Genomic DNA, 16,508 nt, shown 5'->3' on the forward strand with positions numbered 1-16,508 from the left:
TCATCGCAGGAGCAAGTGCTGGTTTATCTGCAATGGAGTAACCGATAAAGCCGCCAAGAATGATTGGGAAAAGAACAAGACCTTTGATACCGATGTTGGAGATGTCTGCCAGCAAGCCGTCTGCAGGTACAGCACCTTTGCCTGATGCCATTACCGCTAACGCCAACAGAACACCACCGGCTACGATGAAAGGTAGCATGTGTGAGGTTCCGAAAAGCAGGTGGCCTTTCATGGTGCTAAGGATTTTTTTAAAGTCGCTACTACTGTTTTTATTATTGGTATTCGTAGCTTGAGTTGTTAGGGTGCTCATAATTTTCTACGCCTTATGAATTAATTAAAATATTAAGGATTTGTTGTTCGTCTTTTGCGTTATGGATATCTTGAATAAATTCATCGCTGAATTTTCCAAATAGTTCTTGTAGTACATAAATATGATGGTCTGCACCGTTATCTGGTGAGGCAATCATAAAAAACACGGTTGGGTTAATGCCGTCTTCATCGCCATACTCAATACCTTGACGCTTAACACCGACAGCGATTGCTGGCTCAGTTACCGTCTTGCTTTTTGAGTGTGGGTAAGCGATGCCGTCCATTGAGGTAATGCTTTGAGATTCACGAATTTCGATGTCTGCCAAGAAGGCTTCTTTATTACTGATTCGGTTGTTCTCAAATAACATGCCTGCCAATTCTTCAAACAGTTCTTTTTTATTACTCGCTTGAAGGTTGTTATTAATTAAGTTGACGTTAGTTAGCTGTGTGATCATTTATTAACTCATTCACTATTGAAGTTCTTGAATTAAAATTAATGGATTAACCCGATTCGAGAAATAGCAAATAAAAGCCCTTCACTGTACATTTGTACCAAGCAAAATTAAGTGTGATTTGCATCATTCATCCAGTGTGAGATGAGTCATATTTGATGGTGTACTTCGGTGTTGAAATAACTTTCTGTAGGAAGAAAAATGCCCCGCAAAGCAGGGCATGATCAGTGTTTGTATCTACTCGGGAGAGCTAGATTTACTTTTGAGAGCTAGCTGTAAGCACGCGCCACGCGTCCAACGCAATCGAGTTTGTAACTCTCAGCGTAAGCAGGAATGAATACCGATTGACCTTTCTCTATTACGCAGGTTTCACCACATTGATGGGTTAGCACCATGGATTCATCGAGTGGCAGTAGGATCTCGGCACCTTCGGTGGTGATTTTTCTCTGGTGAGAATTCTGCACGATAGAGAACTTAAAATCCTCGACTGGAATTTGGTATTCCATCACGTCACCTTGTTCAATAGGGCTGAGTAGCAACCTATCGGCAGGCTTTTCGTTGAATTGAGTACAAGAAACCAGTTCATTCACGTCCATATACTTAGGCGTCAACCCTGCGCGCAGCACATTGTCTGAATTCGCCATCACTTCTAAGCCCGTGCCTTTGATGTAAGCGTGGGGTGTCTCGGCATCCAGATACATCGCTTGCCCCGGTTTTAAGGTGATCACGTTCAACAGTAGCGGAGCAAACAAGCCGACATCCCCCGGATATTGTTGTTCCAGCTCTGAAATCAACTTAAACACAGGGGTATCTGAAAGCTTGGCCTTCATCAGCAACATGGTCAGCGCCATGCCTTTTTGTTCACCTTGCAAGGACAATAAGCTCGCGAAAAAGCTGGCTAATCCATTAGGCGTTTGATCGCCCGCGAGATCATTGACCATCGAATGCAGCTCTGGAATATCAAGATAATGGAAGTGATCAAGGATCTCGCTGATCGACCTAAAGCCATTCATCGCGGTGTAGTCGGTTAATGCATACACTAGCTCAGGCTTGTGATTGGGATCCTTGTAGTTGCGGTTGCCAGCCGTCATCGGAATGCCTTGCTGTTCTTCTAGCGCATAGCCAGATTCGGCTTGCTGCTTGTTCGGGTGTACTTGAACAGACAGCGCTTTCTCCGCCGCTAACACCTTAAACAGATACGGAAGTTCACCAAAACGGCTCGCGACTTTCTCGCTTAAAAACAGGTTTAGGTTCTTGGAAATAAGGTTCGACAATGTGGTCTGCTGCCCGTTGTCGGTGACCATCGAACAACCATTAGGGTGAGCGCCCATCCAGATCTCCGCTTGTGGCTCACCAGATTGGTTATCAATACCAAAAAGTTGGCTGAACGAAGAAGGGCTACCCCATGCGTAGTTTTGAATCACGTTGGTCATAGGGTAGAAAAAGCGTTGTACGAACGAATCGTTCGCTAAAGAAAAATCAGACATCGAAATCACCATGAAGGGAAACATGGCTTGAGCTCTATTCGACTTACTCATTAGTAAAAAACTAGCAACTAAAGTATTAGCGACTAAAAAAGGAGAGTAGAAGGGCTCAAGCCATTGGAGTTGAAATGGCTTAAGCCGCTGCTGTTGTTAGCTTGGCTTTACGTAGATTTTTAAGCGCGATACATGTAACCGCAGTCACGCCCGCACCTGAAGCCATGCACAGCAGTGCCAACATTGGGTAGTTCATTGCGCCTAGTAGAGCAACAACTGGACCACCGTGAGCCACGCTGTTGGTAATACCAAACGAGAACGCCATTACCGCAGCGGTCATTGAACCAAGCACGTTGGCAGGGATAACCGACATCGGATCTTGAGCCGCGAAAGGAATCGCGCCCTCAGAGATACCCACTAAGCCCATTGCGCCCGCTGCTTTGCCTGCTTCGATTTCAGAAGATTCAAACAGGTCGAACTTACGGCCAAGTCTGGTTGCGATAGCCATACCCAGTGGAGCGACAGGGATTGCACATGCCATTGCACCCATGAATTGAGTTTGACCGCTAGCAATCATGCCGACTGAGAATAGGAACGCCACCTTGTTGAACGGGCCGCCCATATCAAAGCCAGCCATGCCACCAAGGACAATACCAAGCAGAACCACGTTGCCTGTGCTCATGCTCGTTAGTAGTGCAGTAAGGGCATCCATTAGCCCCGCGATAGGAGCGCCAATGACGAAGATGAACAGACCCGCGATGAATAGAGAGCCAGTGATCGGAGCGATCATGATAGGCACAAGCGGTTGAACGAATTTGTGGTAGTTAAACGACGTAATCCACTTAACGAAGTAACCCACCAATAGACCAGCGATGATTGCGCCAATGAAGCCTGTACCTGCGTCAGCGCCATAGAAAGAACCGTTGTTGGCAATCCAGCCGCCAATTAAGCCAGGGGTTAGAGCAGGGCGGTCAGCAATCGCGTAAGCAATGTAGCCAGCCAAGATCGGAATCATCAGTGTGAAGGCAACCACACCGACTTCTAGAATTTGGTTCCACATGCTGCCAGCAGGAATCGCCATGCCAGATTCACTTGGCTCGCCGCCAATCGCCAGAGCAAGGGCAATCAATAGGCCGCCAGTCACCACGAATGGGATCATGTGTGATACGCCATTCATCAAGTAACGGTAAAGGTCAGAACGCGCTTGTGAGGCTTTTTCTACAACGGATTGGTTGGTCGGTGTTTGTTCAGCTTGGTAACTAGGTGCATTGAGCGCTTGCTTAATCAAGCCTTGTGCGTCTTTGATTGGCGCTTTTACGTTGGTGCTGATGACGCGTTTTCCGGCAAAGCGAGCCATGTCGACCTGTTTATCACAAGCCACCACAATCGCATCTGCGCGTTCGATCTCTTCTTGAGTTGGGCTGTTTTTAACGCCGATAGAGCCGTTAGTTTCGACCTTGATGTCGTAGCCAAGAGCCGCCGCGCCTTTCTCTAGCGCTTCGGCGGCTAAATACGTGTGTGCAACGCCAGCTGGGCAGCCAGTTACACCAATGATGAAGCCTTGTTTCTCAACGTTGTTTTCCGTTTCTGAAGGCTCAGGTTTGGTAAGCAGTAATTCCAAAGCTTCTTGTTCAGATTGAGCATTCATGAAGCTTTCGATAAAGCCTTCTTCAATCAGTTTTGAAGAAAGCTCTGCCAGTACTTCGATGTGGTGATTATCACCACCATCAGGAGAGGCAATCATGAAGAATAGTTTTGATGGCTGGCCGTCATCTGCGCCGTACTCGATACCCTGTTGATGGACACCGATAACAACCGCGGGTTTAATCACCGCAGTGCTTTTCGCGTGTGGCAGAGCAATACCTTCTTCAAATCCGGTATTACCTTGTTCTTCACGAGCCTTAATGTCGGCAAGAAACTGTGCTTTGTCTGAGATTCTACCTTGTGCGTAAAGCACGTCTATCAGCTCTTTAAATACGTCTTCTTTTGAATTAGCGCTAAGCGAAAGCTTAATCAAATCTTGATTGATCAATGTCGTGATCATAATGAACCCCTACTCTGTTTTTATTTTGTTAGGGGTATTCTGGAATCTACGGCTTACCTTCTGTAGTGAAGAAAAAATGCATTTACTGGATGATTGTTGCGTTATAAATAGAGTGTGATTTTGATCGGTTGGTGGCGCGTTTTTGGGGTACTGTTGACAGTGTTTTCGAGGTGCTGAAGCTTTTATTTGTAAGGGATTCGGCGTGTTTTGTTATCTGGGGAATGACGTGCTTCATCGGTTTCGGCACTGGAGATTTATTTCTACGACTGGATTTTTGTAACCTAGATCTCAAATTGTGATTTTGCTCAATAGCGCTATGTTTCAGTTACAGGTATATCTATTTCCGTAGCCTTATTGCTGCCCATAAGAGTTCGAATAATGATATTTCATGACTTAATCTCGTCGGTGTTAAATGAACGAGAACCGTTTCATAACATCTGGTTTGCTGGAGATTTCCACACACCTTCCGCTTGTAGCTATCAGGTGAACTTTCCACGTTTAGAGTTGGTGTTAGACGGAGAGTATGTCAATGAAATGGAGAGTCATGATCGCAAGATCACTAACGTTATTGCCAAAACCGGAGACGCGATTTTCATCCCACCCAACTGTTGGAACAAGCCGAACTGGGATACTGACTGCTCGGTGCTGAGTATGTTGTTTGGTCGTCGCCAGTTTGGTTTAAGCTTGGTGAGTAAACGTAAAGGGGAAGAGAGCTTTTACGATATTCAAAAGCACAGTATTCAGACTCGTTCTGGGTTTGCGATTGATAACATTTTGGAGGCGCTTAGCTCGTTAGCGAGAGAGAGCAACAAGCAGCCGATGGATGAGTTATTGCTGCAAGCTCTACTGCAATACAGTAAAATCATGCTGGAAGCGCCCGTAGAAAAATCTCATAGCCGAGTACAGGATGTGTATCAGGGGATTTGTATCTACATTCAAGAGAACTTCCACCGCCAAATCACCCGAGACAGCATTGCCTCACGCTTTAGCATTTCATCCAATCACTTGTCGCGAATGTTCCGTCAGCAAGGCCACATGACGCTAGCAGAATACATTACCCGAGTTCGTGTCGACCGTGCCAAGTTCATGCTCAAAAAGTACAACTTCAAGCTCAATGAAGTGGCAGTGCGTTGTGGCTTTAAGGATGTGAACTACTTCTGTCGAGTGTTCAAGAATCGCACCGGAAGAACGCCGACCGAATATCGTGGTTCAATCTAACATCTCTTCAAATTGCCATTTTGACCAGAGCTTATACGACCGAAATTTGTATGACTAGATCACCACAGTGAACTCTGTGGTGTGGTGAGCAATTTGCTTTGTGTTCTCCTCTGCCGTTTATTTCTACACCTTATTTCCAAACCTATCTTTAGGCACGTTCTCTATTTATTCCGTTTCACTAAATAACCCCCAATTAATAACATTAAGGGTTCGCTTTGCGAGTTGCTTATTATTTTTCGTTGCCTATTTATTGAATTGAACGTGTGAGAGTTGATGTATTAACGCGATGCATTTAATGGATGATAAGTAAATTAAAAACCACTTATCGAGACGATAAAACCTTGTTGTTGTTGTCCGGATTACTGATTGAAATGTTTTTAAGTTATTGATTTTAAATGTTTACTTCGCTTCGGTTTATTCTTTATTTACTAACGTCTAATTCATGTCTCGAAATCAAATATTCAGGTTTATACGCCCCATCACAACCTTGACTTATAATACTACAAATTAAAAATTCTATAGATAATATGCTCTTCAGATATTCATCATAAAGAAGACTTATACATGGAACTCAATACTCTGATCGTAGGAATTTATTTCCTTTTCCTTATAGCAATAGGTTGGATGTTTAGAACGTTCACCAGTACAACCAGTGATTATTTCCGAGGGGGCGGTAACATGCTTTGGTGGATGGTTGGCGCGACTGCGTTTATGACTCAGTTCAGTGCTTGGACCTTCACTGGCGCAGCGGGTAAAGCGTATGCCGATGGTTTAGCGGTAGCCATTATCTTCCTAGCGAACGCATTTGGTTACCTGATGAACTACCTGTACTTCGCTCCGAAATTCCGTCAACTACGCGTAGTAACGCCAATTGATGCGATTCGTATGCGTTTTGGTAGCTTCAACGAGCAAGTGTTTACTTGGTCTGGCATGCCGAACAGTATTGTTTCTGCAGGTATTTGGCTGAACGGTTTGGCGATCATCGCATCGGGCATCTTTGGCTTCGATATGACAACCACCATCATTCTAACCGGTCTTGTTGTACTGGTGATGTCGGTAACAGGCGGCTCTTGGGCGGTTATCGCGTCTGACTTCATGCAGATGGTTATTATCATGGCGGTAACCGTAACGTGTGCTGCAGTGGCTATCGTACAAGGTGGTGGCGTTACTGAAATCATCAACGATTTCCCTGTAGCAGAAGGCGCATCATTCGTTTCTGGTAACAACCTGAACTACGTAAGCATCTTCGGAATCTGGGCATTCTTCATCTTCTTCAAGCAGTTCAGTATCACCAACAACATGTTGAACTCTTACCGTTACCTAGCGGCAAAAGACTCAAAGAACGCGAAAAAAGCGGCACTGTTGGCGTGTATTCTGATGACCATTGGTCCAATCATTTGGTTTATGCCACCTTGGTTCGTAGCAGGACAAGGCGTTGACCTTGCGGCACACTATCCAGATGCAGGTTCTAAAGCAGGCGACTTCGCTTACCTTTACTTCGTAGAGCAATACATGCCAGCAGGTATGGTGGGGCTTCTAATTGCAGCGATGTTTGCAGCAACCATGTCTTCAATGGACTCAGGTTTAAACCGTAACTCAGGTATCTTTGTTATCAACTTCTACCAACCGATTCTTCGTCCAAACGCGACAGAGAAAGAGTTGATGGTTGTGTCTAAGTTGATGTCTTCGGTTTTCGGTGTCGCTATCATCCTTATCGCACTGTTTATCAACTCGCTGAAAGGTTTGAGCTTGTTCGACACCATGATGTACGTTGGTGCATTAATCGGTTTCCCAATGACGATTCCAGCATTCTGTGGCTTCTTCATTAAGAAGACTCCGGACTGGGCTGGTTGGGGCACGTTAGTGGTTGGCGCGATTGTGTCTTACATCGTAGGCTTCGTGATTACCGCTGAAATGCTACAAAACTGGTTCAATCTAGAGCCGCTAACAGGCCGTGAATGGTCTGACTTGAAAGTAGCGGTAGGTCTGATTGCTCACTTAACGTTTACAGGTGGTTTCTTCATTTTGTCGACTTTGTTCTACAAACCACTAGAAGCGTCTCGTCAGAAAGATGTCGATACCTTCTTCAACAACCTAGCGACACCTTTGGTTTCTGAATCAACAGCACAGAAGAAACTGGATAACAAACAACGTCACATGCTGGGTTCACTGATCGCAGTGTCTGGTGTGGCAGTGATGGCGATGTTTGCTCTACCGAACCCATTCTGGGGAAGAATGATGTTCGTACTGTGTGGCGGTATCGTGTTTATCGTTGGTCTGATGCTGGTGAAAGCCGTGGACGACTCGGTGGAAGATGCGAAACAAGAGAACAAAACGGCTTAGGTAACTAAACCTACAAGATAAGACATTTACAATAGAACGGCTGAGCGTGATTGCTCAGCCGTTTTTTATTGTGTGAACCATGGAGTTACAACCAATGGAGTGAGTAACTTAGTTGATTACGGAGGTGAATATAAAAGGGGAGATGAATTAAATCAGACGTGAAGAGATGTACATCAGAAGAGCCTGAAGGTCGACACTGCTTCGAGTCTTTTGCAGACGTTCATTGACCTGATCGTGAAGCAGGTTTCGAGTTAGGTTGGTCGCCGCCACAATGTGCTCTCGCTGTGGCTTGGTTGGCAATACCAAAGCAATAGCAACGTGCACTTCACCGATACGTGATGCCCAGTCAATCGGGTCGTCACTGACGATAACGGCAATCGAGAGATCTTGAGTCGATTCAAACATCACATGCGGCAGTGCAATACCCGGTGACACACACGTAGATGAGCGTTCTTCTCGTTTAATGAATGCCAGAATTAGTTCATCTGGGTCTTCTGGATAAACAAGGTGAGCGAGCCCTTTTAAGCACTCAAATTTGGTCAGTTGGGTTTGCGCCTTAGCGTGGTGCCATTTGATGTCACAAGGCGGGCATATTTGTGGCATTCGCTGGATTAAATCTTTAGAGAATTCATGGTTCACTTGTGACCCAACCATGTCGTAATGCTCAGCAATTACATCTTTGAGAACGAAACAGGCCAGCTCCGCATCAATCCCAACCGCGGTTATCTGACACAAATCACCACGAAGTAAACCTACTTGCAGCATCGCAACGGATTTGGAGAGATCAGCGGTTCGATTTTGAGTGATGTTGATAATGCGGATGTTGCTTTTGAACTTCTTCGCTAAGCGAGTCAGCGGCTGCGCGACATGTGAGTTTGCGGCAGGATCGTCAACGAAGAAGGTGATCTGATATTCGTTCATGAAAGGTTTAGGTTCGACAATGCTTAATAAAGACTTTATCGACACTCAACAACACCTCTTCCATGGGAATGAATAAGGTTTTAGCTGGGTCGAAGCGGCTTGGCTGTTCAATGTCGATATCAGAGACGATCAACACCTTGTCTGCGAGGGTAATATCTTGGGCTGTCAGTAAGTTTTCAATACCCATAGCGCCTTGCGTCTCAACCTTGATTGAAACGTTGAACTTAGGGGCTGTTTTATTTAGAGCATCAGCTGCCATATAGGTGTGCGCAATGCCTGTAGGGCACGCAGTTACCGCTACAATTCTCATTATTATTCTCGGCTTAATCTCGTCCCTGTTACGTTACAAAAGCTACCTTTCAGAAGCTACCTTGGAAAAGCTATCTTGCATGGAAAATCCAGTATAGAAAGCTCGCATAGCGGAGGGACGATATTGTTATGGGTTCTGTGGATTTTATGGATTGGCGTTTTTTATTCCAAGGTGAAAGTCACACTCTGAGTTCTTGGTTACAATAATCCAGTTAATGCACCTTTCGTCCTATATATTGAGTGCCTTCACACCGTTAATCTTTTCATCTTATTAACCTTATCACTTACGTAATTACTTCAGTCTGAAATCAGGCGAGGCAGAGCAGCATATGGATATCACCAACATTATCGAGCCCGAGATTATCTGTTTGGATTTACAAGCAGACTCAAAACAGGCGGTATTTGAAGAGCTTGTTGAACTGCTCGACCGTGCCGGTAAGCTCTCTAATAAACGTGAATTCCTTGATGATATCTGGAAGCGTGAAGCAATCGGTAATACAGGTTTTGACGATGGTATTGCGATTCCACACGCGAAAAGTACTGCTGTAGCTAAACCTGCTGTCGCTGTAGGTATCAGCAGGTCTGGTATCGATTATGGCGCAGACGGCGGCGAGCTGTCGGATGTGTTCTTTATGCTCGCTTCTCCCGATAACCACGACGACCACCATATCGAGGTACTAGCTCAGATTTCGACCAGACTCATCGAAGATGGCTTTGTTACAAAATTAAAGGCGGTGGAGTCGGTCGAGGAAGCTCAAGAGCTGTTTCTCGAAGCCAATTTTGAACCTTTCGATAGTTACGCTTCTAGCCATCATGAAGTGTATGCCGAGCCACTCAGCCCTTGGGCACAATCTCTTAATCGCCTTAAAGAACACTTGTTATACGGCACCTCACACATGATTCCATTCGTGGTCGCGGGTGGTGTGCTTTTGTCTTTGTCGGTAATGATGTCGGGTCATGGCGCTGTGCCTGAGAGTGGCGTTCTGGCTGACATCGCACAAATGGGCATCGCAGGGTTAACCCTGTTTACCGCCGTGCTCGGTGGTTACATTGCGTATTCAATGGCCGACAAACCGGGTTTAGCACCGGGCATGATTGGTTCTTGGGTGGCGGTCAATCAATACAACACCGGCTTTCTTGGCGCGATTGTGGTCGGCTTCTTTGCTGGCTTTGTGGTGAATCTGCTCAAGAAGATCAAACTGCCAGACAGTATGATCTCGTTGAGCTCTATCTTCATCTATCCACTCGTCGGCACCTTCGTCACTTGTGGCGCTGTGATGTGGGTGATTGGCTCTCCGATAGCCCAAGTAATGCTTGAGATGAACCAAATGCTGACGGGTATGGCGGGCTCCGGAAAAATGGTGCTCGGTAGTATTTTAGGCGCGATGACGGCCTTTGATATGGGTGGCCCAATCAACAAGGTCGCTACACTGTTTGCCCAAACTCAGGTGAATACTCAGCCATGGTTGATGGGCGGCGTCGGTATTGCCATTTGTACGCCACCATTAGGCATGGCTCTTGCCACTTTCATATCACCTAAGAAATTCAAACGAGACGAACGCGAAGCCGGAAAAGCTGCGGGCATTATGGGAATGATCGGCATTAGTGAAGGTGCGATCCCATTTGCAGCCGCTGATCCTGCGCGCGTTCTGCCTGCGGTTGTTGCTGGTGGTATTGTCGGTAATGTGGTTGGCTTTATGTTTCATGTGGTCAACCACGCGCCATGGGGTGGCTGGATTGTGTTGCCTGTGGTGGATGGCAAGATTGGCTATATCGTCGGCACGCTCGCAGGGGCTCTTACCACGGCTTTAATTGTGATATTGCTGAAAAAGAACGTGGTCGAAGGCGAAGCGAATTCTAATCAGTTCACGGGTGGCTCGGTAACTGAAGAGGGGCAAGCGGAGGTATTGGCGATCACTTCTTGTCCGTCAGGCGTTGCCCACACTTTCTTAGCAGCGAAATCCTTAGAAAAGGCGGCGCATCATCTTGGGGTTCGGATTAAAGTCGAAACGCAGGGTGCCAACGGAATAGGCAATCGCATTACCCAGAAAGACATTGAAAGGGCGAGATTGGTGATCTTTGCTCACGATGTGGCGATTAAAGAAGTTGAACGCTTTGCGAACGTGAAAACCTTAGATGTCAGTACTAAGGAAGCGATGCTTAATGCGCAGGCGTTGATCATGAGAAAGGTGTAATCCTTAAACCGCAAAGTTTATCATCTATAAAGTTAACTAGATCAAAACTAAAAAGACTCCACTCATGCTGGTTAAGGTGAAAGTGGAGTCTTTTTGTATCGCTTACTAATCTATAAGTTCAACCCTTAAAAAGGGTGGTACTTAAATACGTCTTCAACCATAGAATTAAGCAAATCGATATCGTCACAGGTTTTGGCGTAAGTACGCAGGCCTGCGATCTGAACCTGAACATGTCGAGCAAGTTGCGTCGGCTCGCGCTCTTTACTGATCTCACCCAGTTCTTGCGCTTCTGTAATCAACTTGGCGAACTCACCTTCCATGATCTTTAGTGATTTCTTCGCTTCTGCTAATAGCTCTGCGTGTTCATCTGTCAGTTCTGCGACCGTTTTAGCCAGCATACACATGCCATTTGGCGAACTTTGTTTTGATTCGACAACGGCACGTTTTACGAAATTTTCGAGCGCTTTGATCGGCGATTCGGTTTCACTGCGAAAGCGGTTTAGATTGAGGATGCCAAGTTCGGTATAGCGAGCCAATGTTTCTTTAAACAAGCCTTCTTTGCTGCCAAAAGTCGCGTAGATGCTGCCCGGACGCATATCAATCACGTCTTGCAGGTTGCGCATAGAAGTGGCGTGAAAGCCCTTTTCCCAATACAGGTTCGTTGCTTTATCTACTACATCTTGTCTATCGAACTTCGCAGTCTTGGCCATAACATCTACTTCATTAATCTGAACATATGTTCAATATTTTATGCTGAACGCCCGTTCTAGTAAAGGGGTGTTTATTGTCGCTCAAACCACGGTAAACCAATATGAATGAAATCCCCATTAATTGGTTGAAACTCATTGATTAAATGGCTTTGCGCTCAAGTTCTTATTTGTCTATTTGCTTTCTCACCACAGAGCGAACGTGATCGGTTTCTAATGTACCACCACACAGCGTTTGGTGAGTGAGCAGTCCGATAAGAATGGAGAACAGCGGTAGTGCGTTCTTTTCATCAACGTATCGAGCAATCAATTGCTGATACTTTTCGTTGGCAATGGCCATGCTTGGATCCTGGGCGACAGCGTCCTGACCAATCACATCAATGTAATCAAAAACTAATTTCATTTCTTGGAAGTGACGCGACTCTATCGCTTGAAAGATCTGAACGAAGTTTTCAATTTTCTGTTCTGTAGTTGCCTCAACTGCAAGTGGCAGTTCTGCGAGGTTTCCACCATCGTGTCGCACAATGGCTTCGGTTGCTGCTTTAAATAGTTCGTCTTTACCTTTGTAATAGTGATAGACCGCACTCTTGCTCATGTTGAGATGTGAGCAGAGTTGTCTCATTCCCAACTCTTTATAACCAAACTCCAAAAACACACCAGCGGCTTTCAGTGCGATCTCTTCGCGTCTTTGGTCATGATCGACGATCTTTGGCATGAGTCTTCCTCGGAATTCAATAGTTGAAGGTTCAGTCAATTTAGGCATCACCAATAGCTTAATGTAGCTGATGAATGTCATCTTAGTTTAAATTAGTCCAGGTGGTCAAAAATAATTCTTTACAGTGGTTAAACTTTGATCTAATTTTAAAAGACCAAGTGTTCCAAATAAAAATAAGACGACTATTCGAGGTAACTATGAGAATTGATTGGAACCTACCCTCATTCAGAGCGGGCTTCTTAGGCGGACTTGATAAGTTTATTGGCCCCGGTGCCACATCAGCAGAGAAGAACCTGCAACTGTACATTCCGTTCATAGCGGGTGCGCTTATTGCAGCTTATGCTAATCATGCAGAGTTGGGCTGGTCTTGGGGTCAATACTTGGCAGCGGTTTTGTTAACGATTGATATGTTAGGTGGCGTGATCACCAATGCGACATCAAGCGCTAAGCGTTGGTTTCACAGAGAAGGTGAAGGCTTTGAGCGACACATGACCTTTATCGCTATTCACTTCATTCAGTTAACGGTATTCAGTTGGCTGTTCTTGGATTTAAATCTAATGTGGGTAGCAGTGACGGGTGGCTACATGATGTTGGCGTGTGCCTTGGTACTGAAAACCGAGCTTTACCTTCAACGCCCAGTTGCTTTGACTCTATACTCGCTTAGCTTAATCATATCGCTTTATGTCGTCGAATCACCTGTCGGCTTAGAGTGGTTCTTACCAGTGTTTTATCTAAAGCTATTGATCAGCCATATTCTACGAGAAGAACCTTACCGTCCAGAAAACGAAGCCGTCTAATAAATGAGGTTGTTTTATAAATGAACGTAACGAATGAGCTCAAAAGCCGAATTTTGGTGGCAGGGGCGACAGGATACTTAGGTCGTCATCTTATTGAAGCGCTCCAAGCGTGTGATGCTGATTTCAAAGCGCAGGCTCGCAGTGCTGACAAATTGAAGGATCTCGGCCTAAACGACTCTCAAATTCAAATCGCACAAGTGACCGATTCCGATAGCCTAAAAGGTTGCTGCGATGGAGTGGATATCGTCATCTCTTGTGTTGGAATTACACGTCAGAAAGAGGGACTGAGTTACATGGATGTCGACTATCAAGCCAACCTAAACCTATTGGAAGAAGCTGAACGAGCAGGCGTTAAAAAGTTTGTTTATGTCTCGGCGTTTAGGGCCAATGTCATCAAAAGTGTTCGCTTACTCGAGGCCAAAGAACGGTTTGCATGCCGCTTATTGGTATCTGAACAGTTAGCACCTTGTGTGGTTCGTCCCAATGGATTTTTTGCAGATATCGAAGAGTTCTACAACATGGCTCAGTCGGGAAGGGTGTACTTGTTTGGTTCGGGTGATGTGCGTTTGAATCCGATTCATGGCGCAGATTTGGCAGACTTTATTTTGGCATCATTGCCTAATGCCGAAAAAGAATTGGATGTGGGCGGTCCTGATGCCCTTAGTGCTACACAAATCGCAGCACTTGCGTTTCAGTCTCAGGGTAAAATGACGCGGATCACTTACATTCCCGATTGCGTGAGAAAGTTGGCTCTGAGCGTGATAAGACGACTACCGGAAAATCGAGTTGGTCCTGCGGAGTTTTTCTTGAGTGCAATGGAAGGGGATGCCATTGCACCTTGTGTAGGAAAGCATCACTTAAGTGATTACTTTTCCCAGCTTAATAAGGAGTCCAATAAAGGTTAGTGATCGACTACTTCTACGGTTTTATGTTGCGCGCCGTAATAGGTGCCTTCATCGATGGTATACATCAAGGTTTCTTGGCACTCTGGGCAATCGAATTCTTCATTCGGTTCGATAGCGGCTTCTTCTACCCATTCCCATCCGATATGTTCTTCGCAAGCGGGGCATTCCATAAAATATCTCTCAGTTGTTGTCGCATATTTATTGCGAATCTCTACTTTAACAACTCGGCATTATACATATTTAGTTAACGAGGAATAGACAGTTAATTGGCGAAGAATAGGGAGTTGGTTAGCGGTGAATTAATAGCTAGCGAGTGTTGAATCTATAGTTATTTCTGAATATACAGCTGTCTGTTAGCACATAATTGGTGCAGATCTACCCCTTTTGGATCATAAAAAATATGTCAATTTTCAGTCGCTTACGTCAATAATATGTTGTTGCACGTTTTTTTCGTTCACTAAAGTTGCATAGCTAACAGTTTTATCGATAAACCAATGTATTTTATAAGGTTAAATGTTACTTTTACCGCCTACCGACCTGCGTGGCACGGTAATTGAAATGCATTGATTAAGTTGAATAATTATACGATCACCATTGAGTCGCATTCGCTAGAAATGTGCCTAGTGAGATGATCGAGAAAGATTTGTTAGCCGCTAGGGAAATAAAATGAATTTAACCGATATGTCTTTTAAGCAAAAAATCATCGCTTTGCTTACTTTACCGATCTTAGGGTTTTTATGGCTTAGTGTTTCTGCGATATCCAAAGGCGTAGAAACCACCAGTGAAATGTCTTCATTGAATCAACTGACACGCTTGTCGGTTGTATACAGTGAATTGGTGCATGAGTTGCAGAAAGAGCGCGGAATGACGGCTGGTTTTATCGGCTCACAGGGTACTAAGTTTGTTAGTGAGCTACGAGCACAAAGAACCAGTGCGGATAACAGACGCAATCAGAGAACCGAATACTGGCAGTCTGCAGAAATCGACTTGCCGCAAATCTCTCGTCTGAATACTGAAATTAGCCAAAGCCTCAATCAAATTACTTCAATTCGTAATCGCGTCGACTCTCAGTCGATCCCGCTTTCTGAAGCTTTGGGTTACTACACCAAACTTAACGCAAAGCTACTTAGCGTATCAGCCTTGATCGCTGAGCTAAGTTCTGACGCCACCATCACGACTGAAACCATCGCTTATTATAACTTCCTTCAAGGTAAAGAGCGTGCGGGTATCGAACGTGCTGTCCTTAACAACACTTTTTCCAAAAATGAATTTGGCCCGGGTATGCTGGTTAAATTCATCTCTTTGGTGACCGAGCAAAATACCTATTTCTCGAACTTTGAAGTACTAGGTAACCCAGATAATGTTCGCTTTTTTGAACAACAATTGAATGACCGCTCGGTCGCGGAAGTCGAGAAGCTTCGTGATGTGGCTGAATCGAAAATGAGCGGGTTTGATGTCGACCCTGTGTACTGGTTCGCGCAATCAACGGCGCGCATTGTTCAGCTGAAAAAGACAGAGAACCAACTGGCAGACTCTCTTATTGCATTGACTGATCAGAAAACTCAGCAAGCTCAATCAGCAATGATGGGCAGTATCACGATGTTTGTTGTGATCACCCTGTTTGCTACCTTTATTAGCTTTAAAGCCATTACAGATTTAACAACTCGAGTTAAAGATCTAACGCGTGTACTTTCTAAAGTCCGTCATGACAATGATCTAACCGTTCGTGCGACTTACGAAGGTAACAGCGAATTGGGTCAAATTTCGTCATCGCTTAATGAAACACTGGAGAAGTTCTCTGGGGTTATTGATAGCTTGTCTCAATCTAGCCTAACACTCGCTTCAGCAGCCGAAGAGACAGCGCAAACTTGCCAATACAACTCTAATACTTTGGTTGAGCAGCAAGACCAAATCGGCTTGATTGCAACAGCGACAGAAGAGCTTTCGGCAACGGTGAGCGAAGTTGCGGCTAAAACACAGCAAACAGCAAGTTCAGCTAAACTGGCTGACGAGCAATCACAAGCAGGCTTGAGCACGGTTCAGCACTCTTACCAATCGATTGAGACCTTGGCTTCTGAGATTAACGGCCTCGCTGAAAAAATCACTCATCTACAC

Annotated in this window: 14 protein-coding genes and 1 pseudogene; 6 read left to right on the forward strand and 9 right to left on the reverse strand. The window is 45.2% G+C overall.

Going from position 1 to position 16,508, the window contains the following annotated elements; all coding sequences use genetic code 11:
- The 4 genes and pseudogenes from AACR09_RS18305 to AACR09_RS18320 all read right to left on the reverse strand — a co-directional run.
- Window positions 1-310: pseudogene (locus tag AACR09_RS18305) on the reverse strand (fructose-specific PTS transporter subunit EIIC); the annotation flags it as partial.
- Window positions 311-323: 13 nt separating this feature from the next.
- Window positions 324-764 (reverse strand): PTS sugar transporter subunit IIA, encoded by a 441-nt coding sequence (locus tag AACR09_RS18310; RefSeq protein WP_193835520.1) that lies wholly within the window; start codon window positions 762-764, stop codon window positions 324-326.
- 266 nt (window positions 765-1,030) lie between these two features.
- Entirely contained in the window at window positions 1,031-2,248 is a 1,218-nt protein-coding gene (manA, locus tag AACR09_RS18315) for a mannose-6-phosphate isomerase, class I (RefSeq protein WP_193835521.1), read from the reverse strand.
- A 130-nt stretch (window positions 2,249-2,378) separates the two neighbouring features.
- On the reverse strand, window positions 2,379-4,283 hold the full coding sequence (locus tag AACR09_RS18320; protein WP_193835522.1) for a PTS fructose transporter subunit IIABC: 1,905 nt from the start codon (window positions 4,281-4,283) through the stop codon (window positions 2,379-2,381).
- 378 nt (window positions 4,284-4,661) lie between these two features.
- Here AACR09_RS18320 and AACR09_RS18325 point away from each other — a divergent pair, with 378 nt between their 5' ends.
- Entirely contained in the window at window positions 4,662-5,501 is an 840-nt protein-coding gene (locus AACR09_RS18325; protein ID WP_193835523.1) for a helix-turn-helix transcriptional regulator, read from the forward strand.
- A 564-nt stretch (window positions 5,502-6,065) separates the two neighbouring features.
- The gene (locus AACR09_RS18330) at window positions 6,066-7,844 is read left to right on the forward strand and encodes a sodium:solute symporter family protein (protein ID WP_193835524.1); all 1,779 of its coding nucleotides are present in this window, start codon (window positions 6,066-6,068) and stop codon (window positions 7,842-7,844) included.
- Window positions 7,845-7,991: 147 nt separating this feature from the next.
- On the opposite strand, the gene AACR09_RS18335 is transcribed toward AACR09_RS18330, so the two are convergent.
- Together AACR09_RS18335 and AACR09_RS18340 are read right to left on the reverse strand one after the other, a co-directional pair.
- Window positions 7,992-8,765, reverse strand: a complete 774-nt coding sequence (locus AACR09_RS18335; RefSeq protein ID WP_017092229.1) for a PTS sugar transporter subunit IIA — start codon at window positions 8,763-8,765, stop codon at window positions 7,992-7,994.
- Between the two features lie 7 nt (window positions 8,766-8,772).
- Window positions 8,773-9,075: a PTS fructose transporter subunit IIB gene (locus AACR09_RS18340; RefSeq protein ID WP_017069788.1), complete on the reverse strand. Its 303-nt coding sequence runs from the start codon at window positions 9,073-9,075 to the stop codon at window positions 8,773-8,775.
- A gap of 328 nt (window positions 9,076-9,403) precedes the next feature.
- On the opposite strand from AACR09_RS18340, the gene AACR09_RS18345 reads away from it, so the two are divergent.
- Entirely contained in the window at window positions 9,404-11,269 is a 1,866-nt protein-coding gene (locus AACR09_RS18345; RefSeq protein WP_193835525.1) for a fructose-specific PTS transporter subunit EIIC, read from the forward strand.
- A gap of 125 nt (window positions 11,270-11,394) precedes the next feature.
- On the opposite strand, the gene AACR09_RS18350 is transcribed toward AACR09_RS18345, so the two are convergent.
- A complete protein-coding gene (locus AACR09_RS18350; RefSeq protein ID WP_102547573.1) occupies window positions 11,395-11,979 on the reverse strand; it encodes a TetR/AcrR family transcriptional regulator in 585 nt (194 codons plus the stop codon).
- Between the two features lie 163 nt (window positions 11,980-12,142).
- Entirely contained in the window at window positions 12,143-12,691 is a 549-nt protein-coding gene (locus tag AACR09_RS18355; protein ID WP_193835526.1) for a TetR/AcrR family transcriptional regulator, read from the reverse strand.
- 197 nt (window positions 12,692-12,888) lie between these two features.
- Between AACR09_RS18355 and AACR09_RS18360 the strand changes: the two genes are divergently transcribed.
- Both AACR09_RS18360 and AACR09_RS18365 read left to right on the forward strand, forming a co-directional pair.
- Window positions 12,889-13,488, forward strand: coding sequence for a hypothetical protein (locus tag AACR09_RS18360; protein WP_193835527.1), 600 nt, complete (start codon window positions 12,889-12,891; stop codon window positions 13,486-13,488).
- A 20-nt stretch (window positions 13,489-13,508) separates the two neighbouring features.
- Window positions 13,509-14,393: an SDR family oxidoreductase gene (locus AACR09_RS18365; protein WP_004732936.1), complete on the forward strand. Its 885-nt coding sequence runs from the start codon at window positions 13,509-13,511 to the stop codon at window positions 14,391-14,393.
- On the opposite strand, the gene AACR09_RS18370 is transcribed toward AACR09_RS18365, so the two are convergent.
- On the reverse strand, window positions 14,390-14,563 hold the full coding sequence (locus AACR09_RS18370; RefSeq protein ID WP_004732938.1) for a hypothetical protein: 174 nt from the start codon (window positions 14,561-14,563) through the stop codon (window positions 14,390-14,392). The genes AACR09_RS18365 and AACR09_RS18370 overlap by 4 nt on opposite strands.
- 496 nt (window positions 14,564-15,059) lie before the next feature.
- Between AACR09_RS18370 and AACR09_RS18375 the strand changes: the two genes are divergently transcribed.
- The coding region (locus tag AACR09_RS18375; protein ID WP_228010753.1) for a methyl-accepting chemotaxis protein at window positions 15,060-16,508 on the forward strand (1,449 nt) is incomplete at its 3' end.

Source organism: Vibrio sp. OPT20, assembly GCF_963889365.1.
In the GTDB taxonomy this organism is placed as follows: Bacteria; Pseudomonadota; Gammaproteobacteria; order Enterobacterales; family Vibrionaceae; genus Vibrio; species Vibrio splendidus.